We start from the raw sequence: 20,579 nt of genomic DNA on the forward strand, positions 1-20,579 counted from the left end.
GGCTGGGACGGCCCCCCAGCCCATTCTGATCCCCCGTCCGGCCTCCGCCCCCGCGTCCCGCTTTTCTGCGTCACTTTTAAGTAAAATCCCGCACAATTTTAATATATTCCTGGGCATGATAAGGAATATAGCTTCCCTTTCTGTAAGCCGCCACAAAATCCACCGTGGTACAGGGATTGCCCACAGAAAAGACAACCGGTTTTTTCTCAAAGTGGATATGCTTTAAATGGCTTTCACTGACAAAACAGATTCCCCTTCCAACGGAGGCCAGCAGACAGGACGCCTGGATGTTCCTGGTGACCAGCATGATTTTGGGGTCAAATTCGTATTCCTGGAACAGGGAATTTTCGATTTGCCGGGTCCGCTGGTCGGGAAGCTGCAGGATGAAACGTTCATTCTTTAGGAGCGACAGATCGATCCACGGATACTTACAGCCCATTGTGGGGATTCCCGTGCCCGCTAATGGATGGTCGGCGGATAAAACCAGGAGAATTTCCTCGTGGCTGATGATCTCGTAGGTGATATCGGGGCTCCGGGTGGGCAGATTAAAAAAAGCCAGGTCTGTTTCCCCGGTCAGAAGCCGGTCTTCCAGCTCCATGGAGTTGCCTTCATAGATGGACAGTTCCACATTGGGGTACAGGCTCTGGAAGATGGGAAGCGTGCAGGGAAGCATATAAGTCCCCCTCATGACGGGAAAGGCCACCTTCAGAATACCCACATTGGAGTTGATGATATCGTTCATCTCGTGATCCAGTTCATTTTTTAATTTAAGGATTTCCATGGCTTTTGCCACGTACCGCTCTCCGGCATAGGTCAAAATGAATTTATTCCCCATCCGTTTAAACAGTTTCTGGTTCAGTTCTTTTTCCAGCTTTTGAAGAAATTTAGTTAAGGTGGGCTGGCTGATGTAAAGCGAGCTGGCCGCCTTTGTAATATTTTGATACTTGGCAATTGCCAGAATATAAGACATATCTTTAAAATCCATAAACATCCCCTCCTATTCCCCATATTCTAACACATTTAAACCATAAAAACTATAATAATTATTCCAAAAGGCTATAATAAGCCCGGAATACAGGGATAATAATGCATTTGAGCTATTATTTAGATGAAAAATATGAATTTCACAAATGGAAAAAATAGGATTATAATCACATTATCAGACAAAGAGAAGTTTATTAAGGAGGAGTAGAAATGGGGAAGAAAATAAAAGCGTTGATCTGTCTGGGGCTCATAACCATCATGGCGGCCCTGGGACTTACGGGATGTGCGTCGTCACAGACCACCACATTTCCCAAGCGTCCGATTGAGATGGTGATTCCATTCGGAGCAGGCGGAGCCAGCGATATTTTTGCCAGACGTTATGCGGACATTGTGAAAGACTATCTGGGGGTTCCTGTGACTTGTGTGAATAAGTCGGCAGCAGGTACAGTGGAAGGAATGGCTTATACGGCCAGCCAGCCGTCGGACGGCTATCTGGTATTGGAGATAACCCCTTCCGTATTGATTAAAGATGTAACAGGGGAATTTGCGTTCCGGGATCATTTTGAACCCTTAATCAAAGTGCAGAACGACCTGATGGCATTCGGTGTGGCGGCAGACAGCCCATTTAACACCATGGAAGAATTGATCGCTTATGCCAAAGAGCATCCGGGCGAATTGAAAATCGGGGGATTGAGCCCGGGCGGACTGGATGACTACATTGCCAACGGATTTGCCCTGGAAGCCGGATACCAGTGGACCTATGTTCCCTACAAATCAGGATCAGAAGTAAAAGCCGCGGTTCTGGGCGGAGAACTGGATGTTTACCAGGATAAATTATCTTCCTTCCTGCCTTTGGTGGAATCGGGAGATATCAAAACGTTAGTTATATTAAACGATAAGAGAGTGGACACTCCGCTGTTACAGGATGTGCCGTGTTCAGAAGAACTGGGGGTTGACTTCACCCAGGGATCATGGAGAGGGTTCTGTGTGGCAAAGGGCGTGCCGGAGGACATCAAGCAGACACTGATAAAAGCATTTAACGAAGCCTACCAGGATCCAAGATATGCGGCTCTGGAAGAGGAAATGCAGACGAATTTAAGCGTGGGTTACATGGAACCGGAAGCGTATGGACAGTCCTGGAACGAGGAATGTTCCAGCCTTCACGATACCTTTAAGCAGATCGGGCTTTTGGATGAAAATGATAAGCTTGTGGCGTCCGATGTCAAAGGCGACGTGATGGGAGAGATGGGATTTCCCGTGTTTATAATCGGGCTTGGCATTGTGCTTCTCATCATCATTTTCCTCCAGTCTTTGAAGAAAGCAGGCAGCGTAAAACAGGTATTTGCCTTTGGAAAGCCGGAATCAGGCATGCTGAGCACCATCATAATGCTGGGATTATATGTGGCGTCCATGAATTACATAGGATTCGCAGTTTCCACCTTTATCTTTTCTTTCTTAAATGCCCGGCTGATGGGATATAAGAATTACAAGGTGCTGGCTATATTTACTGTAATCTTTACGGTACTCGTTGTATTGATCTTTGGTAAGGTATTTTACGTACCGCTGCCAAGAGGCTTGGGATTCTTCAGAGATCTGAGCTATTACGTATATTAGGAGGTGTGAGTATGAATCCAACAGCAATTATAGAAGCTTGTTTACAGGTTTTTACGCCATTGAATCTTGTATTTGTAGTGGCCGGCGTTATGTTCGGCATGGTCTGCGGCGCACTTCCGGGCCTCAGTTCCTCCATGGCAATTGTTTTGATGCTGCCGTTTACTTATACGATGACTCCGGTCAGCGCCATCGTTATGCTGGTGGCCGTATACGTAGGCGGGGCCTGCGGCGGAAGTATCAGCGCCATCCTTTTGAAAACGCCGGGCACTCCTGAGGCAGTGGCAACCACATTTGACGGTTATCCCATGGCCCAGCAGGGAAAAGCGGGAAGAGCTCTGGGGGTCTCCGTATCGGCCTCTTCCGTAGGCGGCATCATGTCGGCTATCGCAATGCTGATCTGCGCACCTTTGCTGGCAATGCTGGCGCTTAAATTCCAGAGCGCGGAATATTTTGCGCTGGGACTGTTAGGTCTAAGCTGTATCACCAGTATCGGAGCAAAAAACCAGACAAAAGCGTTGTTTTCCGTCTGTGTCGGCCTTCTTTTATCCACAGTGGGCATCGACGCCATCAACGGAGCTTACCGTTTTACCTTCGATCAGGTCTTCCTGTTAAACGGCATCGATTACATTCCGGTCATGATCGGTTCCTTCGCCCTGACAGAAGTATATAAAAATGCGGCAGAATACAAAAACCGGGATACGACTACGGTAGCGGACAGCAAGAAAATATCCCTGGAAACATTGAAATTAAAAGAGCTGGTAAAAATGTGGGCGGTTCTGCTTAAATCGTCCATCATCGGAACCATCATCGGAATTATCCCTGCGGCAGGCGGTTCCATCGCTTCGCTGGTGAGCTACGGAGTGGCGGCCAAATCCAGCAAACACCCGGAAGAATTCGGAAAAGGCTGTGACGAAGGAATCGCGGCTCCGGAATGCGCCAACAATGCGGCAATCGGAGGAAGCCTTGTTCCCACCATGGTTCTCGGTATACCGGGAAGCCCTACGGCGGCGATTATTATGGCGGCATTTATGATCCACAACCTGACGCCGGGACCGCTGTTAATCAGGAACCAGCCGGTTTTATTGAATGCAATTTTCCTCGGCATCGTTTTGGCGTCCCTGCTCCTTTTCGTAGTGGGAAGATTTATTACAAAGCAGTTTGCCCAGATTTTAAAACTCCCTTATCCTCTGCTTGGTACTGTAATCGCAGCCCTGGGCACGGTAGGCGCATATTCCCTGCACAACAGTTTTTATGATGTGCTGATTATGTTCGGTTTCAGCTTTATCGGCATTTTATTCAATAAGTTTCATTATTCCAATCCGGCCATGATTTTGGGCCTGATTTTAGGAAGCATTGTGGAGAACAACCTGAGAAAGCAGTTGATTCTTTCAGGCGGAAGCGCTGTATCGATCTTCACCAGACCTCTGGCGGTTGTCATCATCGTTGTGGCAGTGATCGCGTTCGCATCTCCTCTGCTTCAGGGATTGAAAGATAAAAAGACGGGAAAGGCAGGAGCGTAGTATGGTATCAAAACACATGATCCCCTGTACGATTATGCGCGGGGGCACGAGCAAAGGTTTGTTTTTTATGGAGAAGGACCTTCCCCCGGCAGGGGAAATGAGGGACCGGATTTTGATGGAACTCATGGGAAGCCCGGATAAAAAGCAGATCGATGGCCTTGGCGGAGCCGCATCCGTCACCAGCAAAGTGGCAATTATCTCCATTTCGGACCGGGAAGATGCGGATGTGGACTATACCTTTGCCCAGGTATCGGTGGATAAGGCGCTTGTGAGCTATAAAGGAAACTGCGGCAACATTTCATCCGCGGTAGGCCCTTATGCCATTGAAAAAGGCCTTGTGAAGATAACCGGGGATGTTACGAAGGTGCGGATTTACAACACGAATACGGATAAAGTCATTGTGTCGGAAGTGCAGACCAAAGGTGGGGCGGTAAACTATAGGGGAGATCTGGCAATCGCCGGAGTTCCGGGAACCGCGGCTCCCATCAAACTGAATTTCGTAAATCCAGCCGGTTCCGTCACCGGGAAACTTCTTCCCACCGGCCATGCCAGCGACCGGATTGAAGTGCCGGGAGTCGGGGAGGTGGAAATCTCAATTGTGGACGCGGCAAACCCGCTGGTCTTCGTGAAAGCGGAGGACCTGGGCCTTGACGGAACGGAACTGCCTGCTGAACTGGATCAGAATGAGGAAATGCTGGACCGGCTGGAAACGGTCCGGGGCATTGCGGCAGTGAAGCTGGGTTTGATTGATGATTATAAGAAATCGGCATGGGAGACGCCGGGAGTTCCCAAGATGACATTCGTATCAAAACCGGCCGCTTATAAGACGGCGGGAGATACGGAAATAGCAGAAGATCAGGTGGATATCGTGTCCAGAATGATGTCCATGCAGAAGACCCACCCAACCTATGCCATGACAGGCGCCATGTGCACGGTGGCGGCGGCTGTGATTCCCGGAAGCGTGGTAAACCAGGTGCTGCGTGAGGACGCGGATACGTCCTATATCAGGATCGGCCATCCCGGCGGGATTCTTCCTGCAGGAGTGGATTTTAAGACGGAAGAGAACGGGGAAGTGACGGTTTTGCAGACCGCCGGATTCCGTACTGCCAACTTCTTAATGGACGGCATGGCATATTATAACGGGAAATAGGAAAACAGGTTCAGGATAGGATCATTGAGAGAAAGCGGAATTGGGGATGTTCGGGAAGCTGACATCCGCCAGTTCCGCTTTTTGCATTATTCTGCCGTAACCATTCAGGCGTAATCATTCAGACGTCTGAACGGCTGCATTTTGTCTGCAAACTGTGTATGCAGCATGGTGAACTGACCGGGTATTTATAAAAAGTTTGAAAACAAATCCCCTGAAACCTGAAGAATTCATGAATCCATTCTGTTATATAAATGTCAATATGGCCGGAATAATGGGAAGTGATAATTAAAATGGTTCTGCTAAATGGCAGAAAAATGGGAAAAGACGGGAAAAAGCGGACTGAAACCTGGACGTCATTTTTCCGCTGTAACTCTTTAATGCGGTACATCACGGATTCTAAAGCAAATGGGGACGCTCTTTGGAAACAGGGATGTATTTATTACAGGCGGTTCATATTCCCATAGTTTGAAAAAATATCCCCCGATCACTTATTCAAATTTCTAATAAAAGACATGAGAAAAAATAATAAAATTACTAGAACACCAGGGCATGAAAAGAATAAAAAACAAGAACTTCGTTAAAAAAAATACAAAAAAATATATGTTAAATATGATGAAGACTGAGGATATTTTCCTCTGTTCTTTGGTGTTTCTCACATATTAATTTCAAATTGTATTTTTGTAAAAACATGAAAGTATCGACATGTTTTTACATCGTTTTTTTTTTGTCAGGAATTATTGATAAAAATACAAAATCATTTCGTCAATTTCCTGGAAAGATCAGGAAATAAGCGGTATTTGATAAAAATTTTTCAATTGTTTCGAATTTTGAATTGTGCTATACTGTACGAGATAGTTAATCCGAGAGGTCTGTTTGGGCGCTTTCGGGTATAAACGAAATAGTATAGAAAGAGGGTTAGTTAGATGGGATTGGCTACATTTAAAGGCGGCATCCATCCTTATGAAGGAAAAGAACTGTCCGAGTCCAAGCCGGTACAGATTCTGATGCCAAAAGGGGAAATGGTATTTCCAATGTCTCAGCACATCGGAGCGCCTGCAACACCACTGGTAGCAAAGGGCGACCAGGTTCTGGCTGGACAGAAGATCGGCGAAGCCAGCGGTTTCATTTCAGCCAACGTAATCAGTTCCGTATCAGGAACGGTAAAGGCGATTGAACCGAGGCGGGTTGCAAACGGTGCGATGGTGAATTCGGTCATCATTGAGAATGACGGCGAGTACAAAACTGTAGAAGGATTAGGAACTGACAGAGATTCCACCAAGCTTTCCAAGCAGGAGATCCGCGACATCGTGAAAGCAGCAGGTATTGTAGGTCTGGGCGGCGCTGGTTTCCCAACGCACGTGAAACTGACGCCTAAGGATGAAAATAAGATCGATTACATACTTGTCAACGGTGCGGAATGTGAACCGTATCTGACTTCCGATTACCGCATGATGATTGAGGAACCGGAAAAGATCGTAGGCGGATTAAAGGTAGTTTTACAGTTATTTGATAATGCGAAGGGCGTGATCGGCATTGAGAACAACAAGCCGGAAGCGATTAAGATCCTCACCGACCTGGTTAAGGACGAACCGAGAATCAGCGTATGCCCCCTTCTCACCAAGTACCCCCAGGGCGGCGAGCGTTCTTTAATCAACGCGATCACGGGAAGAAAGGTGAATTCCTCCATGCTTCCTGCCGACGCAGGCTGTATTGTGGACAATATCGATACCATTATCGCCATTTTTATGGCAGTCTGCAAGACGACGCCTCTCATGAGACGTATTGTGACTGTAACCGGAGATGCGGTCACCAACCCACAGAACTACAATGTTAAGATCGGTACTAATTTCCAGGAATTAGTGGACGCGGCAGGCGGATTCAAGACAGAGCCTGAAAAGCTGATTGCAGGCGGCCCTATGATGGGAATGGCGCTTTTTGATCTGAATATTCCGGTAACTAAGACATGTTCCGCGCTTACCTGCTTCACAAAAGACGAAGTGGCAGCCAATGCGCCCAGCGCATGTATCCGCTGCGGCAAATGCGTAAGCGTATGTCCAAGCCATATCGTACCTCAGATGATGATGGATGCGGCCGAGAGAAATGACTGCGCCTTATTCGAAAAGCTGAACGGTATGGAATGTATGGAATGCGGAAGCTGTACCTTTATCTGTCCGGCAAAGCGTCCGCTGACCCAGGCATTTAAAGAGATGAGAAAGACGGTTGCGGCCAACCGCCGTAAGAAAGCGTAGGAGGGGAAGACATGTCTAAATTATATAACGTATCATCATCCCCGCATGTGAGAAGCAAAGTGACAACCCAGAGCATCATGTTCGACGTTGCAATCGCTATGCTCCCCGCAGCTGCGTATGGTGTATACCAGTTTAAATTGAGAGCGCTGCTCGTTATCATCGCAACGGTGGCAGCCTGTGTGCTGAGTGAATATGTATATGAGAAACTGATGAAAAAGACCATTACCATTGCGGACGGAAGTGCGCTGGTAACCGGTATGATCCTGGCATTAAATATGCCTCCCACAATCCCGATCTGGATTCCTGTATTAGGCGGTGTGTTCGCGATCGTGGTTGTAAAACAGTTATACGGCGGCCTTGGACAGAACTTTATGAATCCTGCTCTGGCAGCCAGATGTTTCCTGTTAATTTCCTTTACCGGGAAAATGTCCACATTTACCCTGGACGGCGTATCAGGAGCGACTCCTCTGGCCGTAATGAGAGCCGGCGGCGAATATAATGTAATGAATATGTTCATCGGAAGAATCCCCGGAACCATCGGTGAGGTTTCCGTAGTAGCCCTGTTGATCGGCGCTGTGTATATGCTGGTGAGAAAAGTCATCACCATCCGCATTCCGGCAACCTATATCATCACATTCGCTTTGTTCATCTTCATTTTCGGCGGATTTGATGTGAACTATACCCTGGCACACCTTTGCGGCGGCGGTTTGATCTTCGGTGCGTTCTTCATGGCAACCGATTATGTAACAAGCCCCATCACTCCAAAGGGACAGATTGCGTTTGGCGTGCTGCTCGGTCTGTTAACCGGTATTTTCCGTCTTTGGGGCGGTTCCGCAGAGGGTGTTTCCTATGCGATCATCCTGAGCAACATCTTAGTACCGTTAATTGAGAAGGTAACCCTTCCAAAAGCATTTGGAAAGGAGGGCAAGTAAGATGAGTAAAGGTGGATTCATGAAAGACGCTGTTATCTTATTTGTGATTACTTTGATAGCAGGTATCTGTCTTGGCGGTGTTTATACCATAACAAAAGAGCCCATTGCCATAGCCCAGCAGGCGGCGAAAGAAAAAGCTTACAAAACGGTTTTCCCGGGAGACTACAGTTTCCCATCCAACGAAGAAATCACAGCGGCGATCCCGGCTGCCAATGAAGCATTAGCAGGCATGGGATTTGGCAACGTACTGGTATCAGAAGCAGTTGAAGTGGTTGACAGCAGTAACGCTGTAGTTGGTTCCGTAGTATCTGCCACGTCAAAAGACGGTTTTGGCGGCGCGGTCAGCGTTTCCGTAGGTATTGACGCCGACGGCACTGTAAAGGGCATTGAATTTTTGTCCATTTCCGAGACCCCAGGTCTGGGTATGAATGCTACAAAACCTGCATTTAAAGATAAATTTTCCAATAAAAAAGTGGAATCATTTGTCGTAACAAAATCAGCGCCTGCAGCGGATAATGAAATCGATGCTATGAGCGGCGCTACCATAACATCAAACGCAGTAACCAATGCAGTGAACGCGGCTGTTTATTTCGCTAATAACTGCATGGCACAATAACAGGAGGTGGGAAGTTTGAATACATGTAAAGAACGTTTGTATAACGGTATTATAAAAGAAAACCCGACCTTCGTCCTGATGTTAGGTATGTGTCCTACATTGGCGGTCACAACCTCGGCTGTGAATGGTTTGGGTATGGGCCTCAGTACCACGGTCGTACTGATTATGTCCAATATTATTATTTCCGCATTGCGCAATATCATCCCGGACAGAGTCCGTATTCCGGCATTTATCGTAATCGTGGCTTCACTGGTAACGGTTGTACAGCTGTTGATCCAGGGATATCTTCCTTCCCTGTATGATTCGCTGGGCATTTACATTCCGCTTATCGTTGTAAACTGTATCATCCTGGGGCGTGCGGAGTCCTATGCTTCTAAGAACGGTCCTTTATTATCCTGTTTCGACGGAATTGGTATGGGACTTGGATTTACCGTAGGTTTGACCTGTATCGGTATCTTCCGTGAGTTCCTGGGATCCGGCGCATTCTTCAACATGGAATTCGTTCCGGAAGATTTCAGGATTTCAATCTTTGTTCTGGCTCCCGGCGCATTCTTCGTGCTGGCCCTGCTGACCGCGCTTCAGAACTATTTTAAAGCGCCTTCCGCAACCAACGGTTCCGCTCCTAAGTCCAAACTGGCCTGCGGCGGAAACTGCAGCACTTGTACAGGTTCTTCCTGTATGGCGAACCATGACATTCTGGAAACCCGTTTAAGACAGGCGGAAGAAGAAGCGTTGGCGAAGAAAAAAGCAGAAGTAGCTGCTAAACAGGCACAGTTAGAAAAAACTACCGGAAAAAAAGAAGAATAGGAGGATGGATTAGATGAAAGAGTTATTGTTAGTAGCCATTGGCTCCGCGCTTGTAAACAACGTCGTACTGAGCCAGTTCTTAGGTCTGTGTCCATTCCTTGGCGTTTCTAAGAAAGTAGAAACTTCTGCAGGTATGGGTGCTGCCGTAATCTTTGTTATTACGATCGCATCGATTGTAGCAAGTTTGATTTATGACGGTATTCTGGTAACCTTCCATTTGGAATATCTCCAGACAATCGTATTTATCCTGGTTATCGCAGCTCTGGTTCAGTTCGTAGAGATGTTTTTGAAGAAGTCCATGCCGGCTCTTTATGAATCTTTAGGCGTGTTCCTTCCTCTTATCACTACAAACTGTGCTGTATTAGGTGTAGCATTGACAAACGTTCAGAAGGAATATGACTTTATCACTAGTGTTGTTAACGGTATTGGTACGGCAGTCGGCTTTACAATCGCCATTGTTATGCTTGCCGGAATCCGTGAAAAGATTGAACACAATGACATTCCTCATACAATCCAGGGGTCACCCATTGTTTTGATTACCTCAGGTCTTATGGCAATCGCGTTTTTCGGATTTTCCGGATTAATTTAAGGGGAGGAGACGGAGAATGATAGTACAGGGAATGTTAGCGGCAGCCGTGGTAGTAGGTCTGGTTGGATTATTGATCGGCGTATTGCTGGGAGTTGCCAGTGAAAAGTTTAAAGTAGAAGTAGATGAAAAAGAAATTCTGGTCCGCAACGAACTGCCAGGCAACAACTGCGGCGGATGTGGATATCCCGGATGTGACGGCCTTGCAAAAGCCATCGCAGCGGGCGAAGCGGAAGTAGGAGCCTGTCCGGTTGGAGGCGCCCCGGTAGCGGAAAAAATCGCCGCCATCATGGGTGTTGAAAGCGGAAGCTCAGAAAAGAAAGTTGCTTTTGTAAAGTGTAAAGGTACTTGTGACAAGACGAAATTACAGTACAATTACTTCGGTATCGACGACTGCCAGAAGGTTTCCGTAGTTCCGGGAGCGGGCGAAAAAGCCTGTGCTTACGGATGTATGGGCTACGGCTCCTGTGTGAAGGCCTGTGCCTTTGACGCCATCCATGTAATCGACGGCGTGGCAGTGGTAGACAAGGAAAAATGTGTTGCCTGCGGCAAATGTACCGCAGTCTGCCCGAACCATTTAATCGAGCTGGTGCCGTATAAGGCGGAACACCTGGTACAGTGCAGCTCCCACGACAAGGGCAAAGATGTGAAGGCAAAATGTGCCTCAGGATGTATCGGATGTACTCTTTGTACCAAACAGTGTGAATTTGACGCAATCCACATGGACAATAACGTGGCCGTGATCGACTATGAGAAATGTACCAACTGCGGCAAGTGCGCTGTGAAGTGTCCGGTTAAGATTATTAAATAATTTCCATGGTTTCGTTGAGGAAGTTACGCAGGAAAGCGGAGAGAGGCCGCGTCCGGAGACAGGAAGACCGGGCGGGGCGGATGAACAAAAACGGGGCGGGGATCTGATTCCAGCCGCAAGTGGAACTAAGGCTTTCAGAATAAAAAAAGGCGGTCCGATGCCCATTCACGGTAAACTCTTTATGGACTTTACCGTTCAGGGGCATCTCAGAAACTGATTCGGTTATCAGTTTCTGCCCGCCTTTTTTTATTCTGAAAACCTAAGTTCCACTAAGCGGCTTACATATGTTCCCCACCCCGTTTTTGTTCATCCGCCCCGCCCGCAGCCTCTCTCCGCTTTCCTGCTGGTTTTCTCGGGAGCTGGAAATTAAAAATAAATTATAAATAATTATAGATATAAAAAAATTAGTAAAAAATTTGAAATTGAACATTATGGAATGTTCAGTTGATGATTCAAATGTTAAAATTACATATACTAAAAATAGGATAGCTGACGTAGTTCCGCTCGTGTATCTGATACATAAAATTTGATGGATGGTCCTGGATAAAGGATCGGATGGTTGGAGGACAACGGAAAATTCAGACATAAAGGGAGACAGTTCGATCGTATGGTGTGGAACTGTCTCCCTTTAGAATACTTCGAAACAAAACAGAAGAAAGACAGGAACTAACTGAACAAAAGCTTTTTTATATTCAGCTCAGCCAGTACACAGCCTGGAAGAAGGGGAAGCCGGAGGGGCGGGACTTGGATCAAAGGGCTTCGAGGTCGTATGGAGCCCCTTAGAGATACTTGGTCTTCAAGGATGAAAAAAGACAGGCAGAAACTGAATTCCGAATCAGTTTCTGAGGCGCCCGCTGAGAGGTGAAGTTATAAGAAGTTCACCTCGAATGGGCGCCGCCCTGTCTTTTTTCGTCCTTGAAGGCCTTAGTATCTCTTAGGGGCGGAATCCGATCTCGAAGCCCTTTGATCCAAGTCCCGCCCCTCCGGCTTCCCCTTCTTCCAGGCGTAACTTACCAGTTCAAATCCCCCTTTTGTAATAAAAACGGTATTCGGAGGCGGTCATGCCCGTCTCTTTTTTCATGTGTTCAGAAAACAGTTTATAGGAATTGTATCCAACGGCCTCGGAGATGGAATTTGTGGTCATATCGGTTTCTTTCAGCAGTCCGCAGGCTTTTTGGATGCGGAAATAGTGGAGCCAGTCCTGGAATCCCCGGTCAGTCTTTTCCTTGATCAGGTGGGACAGATAGGTGGGGGAGATGAATAATTCCTCTGCGATGCCGTCTAATGTCAAACTTTCATTGTAGTGGAGCTGAATGTAGTCCAGAGCTTTCTGGGCCAGGGATTTTCCGGGGCCTTTGGAAGAAAACTGGGTGAAATCGCCCAGATATTTAAAAAATAATTGTGTTACTCCATCCATAGACAGGGGAATGCTGAGGGGGAGGGGCCTTTTTACATTCCTGATGGTGCATGAGATCCGCAGCAGATAGGAAATTTCTTCCTGAAATTTGCTGTTGGCTGTTTTATGGGATTCCAGCAGATCCATGATCTTGTTAAATGCTTTGGATGCGGCGTTTCCTTCTTCATTTTTTAATGCCAGGGCGAAGGTGTGTTCCAGATCCCGAAGCTGCTTTTGAGGGAAGGGTGGCAGATCCAGGGATTCTATGGGATAGACCTGGCCCGGATTAAACCACATGCTCCGGGAGATAAAATCTTCCATTTTGCGGAAGTACCGGACGAACATCAGCGGGCTTTTACAGAGCGGCGTGATGCACAGAGGCGGGCTGTCAGAGGGAAATGCCGGGGTATGGCAGGCCTGCATGAAAGCCGCCGGTATGCTGCTGCCGGGCGAAGCGCCGCCAGATATGTCGTTATCGGGAGAGCCGCTGCCCGTTATAAAGCTGCCGCTGGATATGCCGCCGTCAGGACTATTCAAAATCACTGCCATCAACTCATTTTTGGGCAGCGGCGATATGATCGGAGAGTAGTCCCGGAGGGAAAATGCCAGTTTGTTGATGTAATCCCACATGGATTCCATGGAGGGATGGGCGGTCAGCAGCAAAAGGTAAAACGGCCCTTTGAGGGTTAAATCGAGGGAGGAGGCATAAGACGCAAGCCGGGCCGGAGACATGTTCTGTGTCAGCAGCTTGTCAAAAAAATGCATCTTTAAGGTGTCGGTATTTTCATAGAGAAACTGGGAATTTTTTTGATAATCCTGGTCTTTTTGCCTCTGCTCATAAAGTATGGCGGAAGCCCTGTTCAGGGCTTCGCATATTTCCGAAACCGAAGAAGGTTTCAGCAGATAGGCGCAAACGCCGTGACGGATGGCGTTCAGCATGTAAGCCTGATCCCCATAGCCGCTCAATATGATGATCTGGGAGTGGGGTAGGACTTTTTTTACCTGGTCGATAAATGCGAAGCCGTCTTCTCCGGGCAGGCGGATGTCGCACAAAAAGATATCCGGCTGGTAAGCGCGGGCCAGATTCATGGCCGCAGGAACGCTGTCGGCCTCGCCCACCACGGTGAGGTTTAACGAAGCCCAGTCCACCGCCTGGCGGAGTCCCTGACGGACAATGGATTCGTCATCGATCAATAAAACTTTTAACATATAGGTTCCTCCTTTGTGATGACTGGCTGCCTGACTATGAAAATGCTGCCTCCCATGCCGGGGCGGAAGTAAGACAGCCCGTAAGCGTCGCCGTATTTTAACTTGAGCCGCTCGTTGATATTGTTTAACGCAAGGCCGTGAGTATCCGCAGGCGGATTGGAGTGCGCCAGCAGCCTGCGGATAGAATCAGGATCAATTCCGATGCCGTTATCATAGATGTGATAGATCAGATCCTCATTTTCTCTGTACACGGTTACAATGATTTCGCCGTCATTCCGATCCGGCACAATGCCGTGTACAATGGCATTTTCCACCAAAGGCTGTAACAGAAGTTTCATCACGTAAACGGAAGAACAGTCTATGGTCTCCTCCACATCCAAGGTGAACTGAAAATGATTTTCAAACCGCTCCTGCTGGAGATTTACGTATAAATTCACATGCTCCAGCTCTTTGGACAGAGGAATCAAGCCGTCGTCCGTGCGGATTAAGGACAGCCGGAACAGGGAGGAGAGCATGCGCACCATGCGGGACGCATTTTCCGTGCGGCCCAGTTCGATCAGCCAGCAGATGGAATCCAGTACGTTGTATAGAAAATGGGGATTGATTTCCGCCTGCAGGTTCTTGATTTCCGCTTCCTTATACTGAAGGTTTGTCTGGTAAACCTGGCTGTACAGAAAATGAAGCCGTTTTGACATGGTATTGAAGCGGCTGACCAGCTGTTCCAGTTCCCGGCTGACTTTATAATCAAACTGAACCGAATAATCTTCCAATTCTATGGATTCCATCAGCTTTCCCAGATGAAGAACCGGCCTGACTAAAAAGTGCCGGTAAAAAATGATCTGAACAGCAGCAAAGATGACGAAAATACAGGTCAGCGCCAGAATGATGACCAGAATCATCCGCCGGTAAAAGATCTTTTTATCGACGGCAAACTCCGTCAGATACAATCTGCCGTGAAACAACCTGGACGAGAGGGCATAGTAATATCCGTCTTCCCCGTGAAGGGGAAGGCGCTCCCCCTGTTTTAAACGAAACAGAGTGTTAAGATCCGGTTGATCCGTCAGCCAGCGGTTCTGCCCTGTCAGATTGTGTGTCAGCATCCGCCCGTCCTGGCTCCACAATGCGAAGAAAATGTCGTCCGGCATTTGTGAGGAGGTGAAAAAACGGTTCAGGGCAGAACGGTTGATCATGATTTTTAAATAGGCGATTTTGTCGTCCGGGTGATACATGTCCCGTATGGAGCGGCAGAAACTTAGCTGTTCCCCTTCTGAAAATAAGGCCCACTGTCCATAGGTGCTGTTCATGTCCGTCAATTCCTGCTCCGTAAAGATCGGAGCATTTTTTGAATAAGCACCGGTACAGAGTTGGCGGCCGTCGATTGTCTGGATATAAATATTCCGTATGGCCGTATTTTGGGAAATCATGGTCTGCAGGGTGGAAAGGGCCTGGGAGTACAGCTCCAGATATTGGGAAGTGGGAGCTGGATGATCCGCCAGTATGAAATCCCGTATGGTGTCGTCCGCAATGATGGATACGGAAATGTTGCTGATACCGGTCAAAAGGCCGGAAACAGAGGTGGAGACGTCATTTAATATGTACTGGGTGGTGGTCCGCCGGTCCGTCAGCAGGCGGTTGCTGAAAAAAACTGAGGCCAGAATCAGGCAGACCACAGCCGGCAGCAGAAAAAACACTAAATTAGAGATGATCAGCTTGGAAAGCAGGCTGTTTTTTTTCATAAAATCCTTATGCTTCTTTCATACTTTTCTTTTATAGTAACACATAAGCGTTAATTGGAGAATATTCCAAATTTTGCCTAAACAGCAAGAATCGTAACATTTGATTAGAAAGTAACAAAGATAATATTCCATATATTGTTGTGAAATAATAAATGGAACAAAAAATAATCTGTAAATACAGAGGAATTTGTCCTACAATAACGACATAAAATCATTGTTTAAGGAGGAGAAGGGATGAAACGAAGAGCAGCGGCAAAAATGACGGCAGTGTTTCTGGCCGGGGGACTGATGATGGGAACAGCGGCCTGTGGAGCCAAAACGCAGCCTCAGGAGAACGGTTCGGGCGCCGGCGAGGAACAGCATGAGGAGGTGACGCTTTCAATTCTGCATGAGCATTCCGCAGAAGCGGCGGAAAACATTGTCAGCAGCGCAGGTTTCCGCGCCATGCTGGACAAATATCAGGAAGAACACCCCTGGGTGCATTTGGAAGAGACTACGGTTGCCAATTCGGAAATCCTAAACAAATATCTGGCTCTGATCGCGGCGGATGAACTTCCCGACGTCACCTATGTGAAATACACCTGGCTGGAAAATATGGTGGAAAATAATATGCTGGTGGATCTGACCGAATATGTGAATCCTGACGATTACGTGGACGGCCTTTATTCCGTCACCTATGACGGAAAGGTGTGGGGAATGCCCAACAAACACTCCGCTTACAATCTGATTCTGTACAATAAAAAAATGTGGAAGGAAGCCGGATACGACACATTTCCGGCCACCATGGATGAACTCATAGAGGCAGGAAACGTATTTAAAGAAAAGGGAATTACCGCCGTATCCTTTGGAAATACGGCAAAATGGAACGCGGTATCCTATTTTACAAGCCCGCTTCTCTATGACTACTGCGGAAAAGAGTGGGTGGAATCCATGATCGCCGGAGACGGAAAGGCCAAATGGACGGATGACTGTTTTATCGAGGCCATGAGAGAACTCCAGAAGATGTCAGTTTTATTTAATGAAGACTTCAATATGCAGGATGATATGTGGGCCATGGGCTGGTATATGCAGGGAAATGCCGCTGCCCACGCGGTTGGAACCTGGGGAATTGATACGGCCAAAAATATGTCCGAAGAATACAAGGACGTATGGGACAATACCGGAGTGGTGATTTTGCCGGCGGCCAACGGAGCGAAGCCGACCCTTGTTTCCGCAGTGGGCGCCGCGGTAGGCGTCAGCTCTAAACTAGAAGGCGCGGAACGGGAAGCCGCAATCGAACTGGTAAAACAGATCAGCAGCCAGGATTACGCCGCGTTTATGTCTGAACGGGCCAGCACAACCCCAGTGAAAACCGAGCTGGATTTCACCGGAAAAGGCCCGCAGTACGAAGAGTTTGCAGAAGTTTTGAACACTCCCGATTCCGGGCTGAACTTCAATGACTATTTTAACCAGGGCATCGCCAACCTGATGCAGGCGGAGACCCAGAGCCTGCTTGCGGGAAACAATACGCCGGAAGAAATGGCTCAGAAACTGCAGGCATTTCAGGATCAGCTATAGACAAGGAGAAAAGGGATGAACCGTGCAATACGGCCTAAAAAAGGCGTTTTCATCGCATATCTGTTACCGTGTTTGTGCATTTATATTTTTGTATTCATCATTCCGGCGGCGGCCTCCGTTTTACTGAGCTTTTTTAAGTTTTCCAACATCAGGAAATTCAGTTTCACAGGCCTTCAGAACTATATCACCCTGATCAATGACCCCAATGTCTGGATCGCTCTGAAAAACAACCTGTTTTTGGTGGCGGTCAGCCTGGTGGGGCAGATCGGGATCGCATTTCTCCTGGCCTGCATATTGAGCTCTTCCAAAACATTTTTGGCAGGTCTTTGCAGGACGGTAATCTATTTTCCTGTGACCATTTCAGCGGTTGTCATCGGTTATGTGTGGAAAATGGTGTTCGACTACAATTATGGAATTGTGGTTAAGTTTTTGGAATTCCTCGGAAGGTCCGATTTGATTGCGCCATGGCTGGGGCAGGAATCCACGGTTATGCTCTGTGTGTGCATCCCCCTCGTCTGGCAGTATGTGGGATTTCATCTGGTCATCCTGGTTTCAGCCATGACCTCTATCGACCAGGATATTTATGAAAGTTCGTCCATCGATGGGGCGGGAGCAGTCCAGAAGGCGGTTTATATCACCCTTCCCATGATAAAGAATACGCTTCTGATCTGTGTGTTTTTATGCATATCGGCCAACATGAAGGTATTTGACCATATCATGACGCTGACAAACGGGGGGCCGGGATTTGCTTCCAATGTGCTGGCACTGTACGCTTATAATGTATCCTTCAGCCAGATGAACATGGGATACGGCAGCGCCATATCCGTATTTATCCTGGCCATCACCATCATTTTGTTTCTGATTTCCAATGGGGTGATGTCTGTGGGAGGCAAAAAGGAGTGAGGGGAGATTCATGAAGAGATTTAAAAATAAAGAGGGCAGGGTGACGGTTTTCTCTGTGATGTCCGTCGTTTTGTTGAACGCCGTACCGCTTTTTTATGCATTTACCTGTATACTTCCGGTGGTCTGGCTGTTCTATTCCACATTTAAAACGATGACGGAATTTTCGGCAAATGTGCTGGCGCTACCGAAATCATTTGCTAATCTTGTGAATTATGAATACGTGCTGACCAGAATGAATCTTCTGGGGGCCATGTTCAATACGGTGCGGATTTCCGCAATCGTCGTGACCTGCGTGGTGATGTTCGCATTTATCAACGGATACTTTCTGGCCCGGTTCCAGTTTTTCGGCAAACGTTTCCTGTCCGGTTTATACACATGCAACCTGTTTATACCGGTTCACGCCATTTTAATCCCTACCTATATCCTGTTTTCCGCGGTGGGGCTTTACAACAAATGGTATTCAACCATACTGCCCTGTATCTGCATGGAAGTGACTACGACCATATTTCTGGTGAGAGGATACATAGAATCCATGCCAAAGGAGCTGGAGGAAGCGGCTGCCATTGACGGAAGTTCTTTTTCCAGGACCTTGTTCACCATCATCATGCCGGTGGCAAAGCCGGTGCTGGCCACCTGCGCCATCATCTGTTTCTTCCACGTGTGGAATGAGTTCCCATTTTCCCTGATTTTGTTCAACCGGGAGAAACTGTATACCCTTCCCCTGGCGCTGATGCGCTTTAAAGGGGACTATGTGACGGATTATCCAAGGGTAATGACCTCCATGTTCATTTCCATCCTTCCGGCTTTTTTGATCTATATATGTTTTTCCAAACAGATCATGAAGGGAATGATGGCCGGGGCGGTGAAGGGCTAGAGTGTGTTTGAAAATTCATTTCCGTCATCTGCACGCCCCACTTTGCGGTATATTTGCCCCGAATTCGGTCAACGTAGCCCGCTACGTCTCCCTCATTCGGAACAAATCTCCCACAAACTGTGACGCACAGCTGCCAGAAAGCAATTTTCAAACACGCTCTAGGAGGACGATTTGAACAGGTCCCTTAGTTCAATTATAAATGTACGGATATTCTTAGCGTGTATTTGAAACAGGATAAGTAATACGTAAATGATACGGGAGATTACATAGGAGATTGCATGGGTGATGAAATGGGAAGCAAAAATTGTGGTGAGAACCATCGTATAGATGAGTTCTCCATATGATTAAAGTGGATAAACCCATAACCTGTGTATCTGGATATAGAATTATTATATAGGAGATATGCAAAATGAAAGAGATCAGAAAAGCCAGTTCCCTGGAACGGCTATATAAAAATGACAGCCACCCCATTTCAGAGGACGCGCCGGAACTCATATTTATGAGAGCGGTCTGTGCCGGAGATATTGAGAAAGCGGTGGGACTATTCGAAGAGGAAAAGCTGTTTGGCGGTGGAAAAACGGCGGTGGACGCGCCCCATGGACGATTTGAAGGCAGGGAAGGCATAAGACAGTTTGCCGAAACTCTGCCGGACTGGTTCCACGCCATAAGGGCAGAAGCAGTTCCTGTGATTCAGACCAGGGCCAACGGAAGGAGCATTACGGAACTGGTGGTTAACTTCGAGACAGAGGAATGGATCGACCAGGTTCCCATGTTTGTGATCGGAGATTTGAGAACTCCCACAACCCTGGACGAGGTGAGAATTTATTTCCACTGCACCTACCTTCCTCAGATCACCCCATACAGAAAGCCGATTTTTCAGGCATCCCATCTGGAAATGGGAGAGCCCGGTCTTTTGACCGGAGCGGTCAGGGAATATTACGAAGCCCTTCACCATGTGCCGTCGGCCGACGTGGACAGGATTTTAGGCGCCATGGAGGACCACTGCCTGTTCGGCGGCTATGAACCGTTAAAAGAAGGAGAGCATGAAGTTTCCAACAAGGACGAGATGAGGAAGAAATTCGAACACATGGCGACTTACATTCCCCGCTGTGTGGGCATGAGATATGAAACCCTGACCGACGACGGAAAGAACTGCATTATCGAATGGGTACATATTGTATCCGAAGCCGGACAGAAAGAATTGTCCCGGGTGGCATTGTCCGGAGTGGCGGCCTATGAAAGAGGGGAGAGCGGCCTTCTGTGTGCCGTGAGGATTTCCGATTACGCCGGATATGAAAGGCAGATCGACTGGAATAAGGCCGGGATCTCCAAAGAGGAGGCCTATTTCATCAACCTGGTGAAGGAGTTTCCGGCGGGAGTTATGCAGAGATAAATTGGGATTTAGTTGATGAAAGGTACGCAGAAAAGCGGGAGGAGGGGGCGGACAGACGGCCAGATTTTTGGAAGGGGCCAGGCCGAGGGGCATCCGTCGGGGATGAAAACCAGCTTCCAACCGTAAGTGAATCTAAGCCTCCAGGGATGAAAAAAGACGGTTCGATGCCCATTCACGGTAAACTCTTTATGGACTTTACCGTTCAGTGGGCATCTCAGAAACTGATTTGGTTTTCAGTTTCT

The 20,579-nt window shown here is 47.7% G+C and carries 17 protein-coding genes and 1 pseudogene; 14 read left to right on the forward strand and 4 right to left on the reverse strand.

The features are described from left to right. Positions 1-76: 76 nt before the first annotated feature. A complete protein-coding gene (locus GPL15_RS10370) occupies positions 77-985 on the reverse strand; it encodes a LysR family transcriptional regulator (protein WP_215698606.1) in 909 nt (302 codons plus the stop codon). A gap of 209 nt (positions 986-1,194) precedes the next feature. Here GPL15_RS10370 and GPL15_RS10375 point away from each other — a divergent pair, with 209 nt between their 5' ends. The 9 genes from GPL15_RS10375 to GPL15_RS10415 all read left to right on the forward strand — a co-directional run bounded on the left by GPL15_RS10375 (position 1,195) and on the right by GPL15_RS10415 (position 11,269). After that, complete coding sequence (locus GPL15_RS10375) at positions 1,195-2,598, forward strand: tripartite tricarboxylate transporter substrate-binding protein (protein WP_215698607.1); 1,404 nt, start codon at positions 1,195-1,197, stop codon at positions 2,596-2,598. Positions 2,599-2,609: 11 nt separating this feature from the next. Then, complete coding sequence (locus GPL15_RS10380; protein WP_215698608.1) at positions 2,610-4,118, forward strand: tripartite tricarboxylate transporter permease; 1,509 nt, start codon at positions 2,610-2,612, stop codon at positions 4,116-4,118. Position 4,119: 1 nt separating this feature from the next. Beyond that, positions 4,120-5,268 carry a PrpF domain-containing protein gene (locus tag GPL15_RS10385; protein WP_215698609.1) on the forward strand — a complete coding sequence of 383 codons (1,149 nt, stop codon included), beginning with the start codon at positions 4,120-4,122 and terminating at the stop codon, positions 5,266-5,268. A 923-nt stretch (positions 5,269-6,191) separates the two neighbouring features. Next, entirely contained in the window at positions 6,192-7,517 is a 1,326-nt protein-coding gene (rsxC, locus tag GPL15_RS10390) for an electron transport complex subunit RsxC (RefSeq protein ID WP_215698610.1), read from the forward strand. An 11-nt stretch (positions 7,518-7,528) separates the two neighbouring features. Further along, a complete protein-coding gene (locus GPL15_RS10395; RefSeq protein WP_215698611.1) occupies positions 7,529-8,449 on the forward strand; it encodes an RnfABCDGE type electron transport complex subunit D in 921 nt (306 codons plus the stop codon). A 1-nt stretch (position 8,450) separates the two neighbouring features. Further along, the gene (locus GPL15_RS10400) at positions 8,451-9,065 is read left to right on the forward strand and encodes an RnfABCDGE type electron transport complex subunit G (protein WP_215698612.1); all 615 of its coding nucleotides are present in this window, start codon (positions 8,451-8,453) and stop codon (positions 9,063-9,065) included. A 15-nt stretch (positions 9,066-9,080) separates the two neighbouring features. Continuing rightward, a complete protein-coding gene (locus GPL15_RS10405; protein ID WP_215698613.1) occupies positions 9,081-9,872 on the forward strand; it encodes an electron transport complex subunit E in 792 nt (263 codons plus the stop codon). Positions 9,873-9,885: 13 nt separating this feature from the next. Continuing rightward, a complete protein-coding gene (gene rsxA, locus GPL15_RS10410) occupies positions 9,886-10,461 on the forward strand; it encodes an electron transport complex subunit RsxA (protein ID WP_215698614.1) in 576 nt (191 codons plus the stop codon). 16 nt (positions 10,462-10,477) lie between these two features. Next, positions 10,478-11,269 (forward strand): RnfABCDGE type electron transport complex subunit B, encoded by a 792-nt coding sequence (locus GPL15_RS10415; protein ID WP_252198295.1) that lies wholly within the window; start codon positions 10,478-10,480, stop codon positions 11,267-11,269. A 1,018-nt stretch (positions 11,270-12,287) separates the two neighbouring features. Here the strand turns inward: GPL15_RS10415 and GPL15_RS10420 are convergent. Together GPL15_RS10420 and GPL15_RS10425 are read right to left on the reverse strand one after the other, a co-directional pair. Continuing rightward, the gene (locus GPL15_RS10420; protein ID WP_215698615.1) at positions 12,288-13,874 is read right to left on the reverse strand and encodes a response regulator; all 1,587 of its coding nucleotides are present in this window, start codon (positions 13,872-13,874) and stop codon (positions 12,288-12,290) included. Next, positions 13,868-15,610 carry a histidine kinase gene (locus GPL15_RS10425; protein ID WP_215698616.1) on the reverse strand — a complete coding sequence of 581 codons (1,743 nt, stop codon included), beginning with the start codon at positions 15,608-15,610 and terminating at the stop codon, positions 13,868-13,870. The genes GPL15_RS10420 and GPL15_RS10425 overlap by 7 nt, the downstream gene beginning before the upstream one ends. A gap of 234 nt (positions 15,611-15,844) precedes the next feature. On the opposite strand from GPL15_RS10425, the gene GPL15_RS10430 reads away from it, so the two are divergent. From GPL15_RS10430 to GPL15_RS10440, 3 genes are read left to right on the forward strand one after another with little or no spacing between them, the layout of a single operon-like run. Beyond that, positions 15,845-17,167 (forward strand): extracellular solute-binding protein, encoded by a 1,323-nt coding sequence (locus GPL15_RS10430; RefSeq protein ID WP_215698617.1) that lies wholly within the window; start codon positions 15,845-15,847, stop codon positions 17,165-17,167. 15 nt (positions 17,168-17,182) lie between these two features. Beyond that, positions 17,183-18,070, forward strand: a complete 888-nt coding sequence (locus GPL15_RS10435; protein WP_215698618.1) for a sugar ABC transporter permease — start codon at positions 17,183-17,185, stop codon at positions 18,068-18,070. A 10-nt stretch (positions 18,071-18,080) separates the two neighbouring features. Continuing rightward, positions 18,081-18,944, forward strand: coding sequence for a carbohydrate ABC transporter permease (locus GPL15_RS10440; protein WP_215698619.1), 864 nt, complete (start codon positions 18,081-18,083; stop codon positions 18,942-18,944). Here GPL15_RS10440 and GPL15_RS27965 read toward each other — a convergent pair. After that, positions 18,907-19,035, reverse strand: a pseudogene (locus GPL15_RS27965) (DUF6783 domain-containing protein); the annotation flags it as partial. The gene GPL15_RS10440 and the pseudogene GPL15_RS27965 overlap by 38 nt on opposite strands. Between GPL15_RS27965 and GPL15_RS27970 the strand changes: the two are divergent. Both GPL15_RS27970 and GPL15_RS10445 read left to right on the forward strand, forming a co-directional pair. Further along, complete coding sequence (locus GPL15_RS27970) at positions 18,994-19,119, forward strand: DUF6783 domain-containing protein (protein ID WP_346344940.1); 126 nt, start codon at positions 18,994-18,996, stop codon at positions 19,117-19,119. The pseudogene GPL15_RS27965 and the gene GPL15_RS27970 sit on opposite strands and share 42 nt — an antisense overlap. 234 nt (positions 19,120-19,353) lie before the next feature. Then, positions 19,354-20,337, forward strand: a complete 984-nt coding sequence (locus GPL15_RS10445) for a hypothetical protein (RefSeq protein ID WP_215698620.1) — start codon at positions 19,354-19,356, stop codon at positions 20,335-20,337. The last annotated feature ends 242 nt before the right edge of the window (positions 20,338-20,579 follow it).

Source organism: Clostridium sp. MCC353 (assembly GCF_018785315.1).
GTDB lineage: Bacteria > Bacillota > Clostridia > Lachnospirales > Lachnospiraceae > CHH4-2.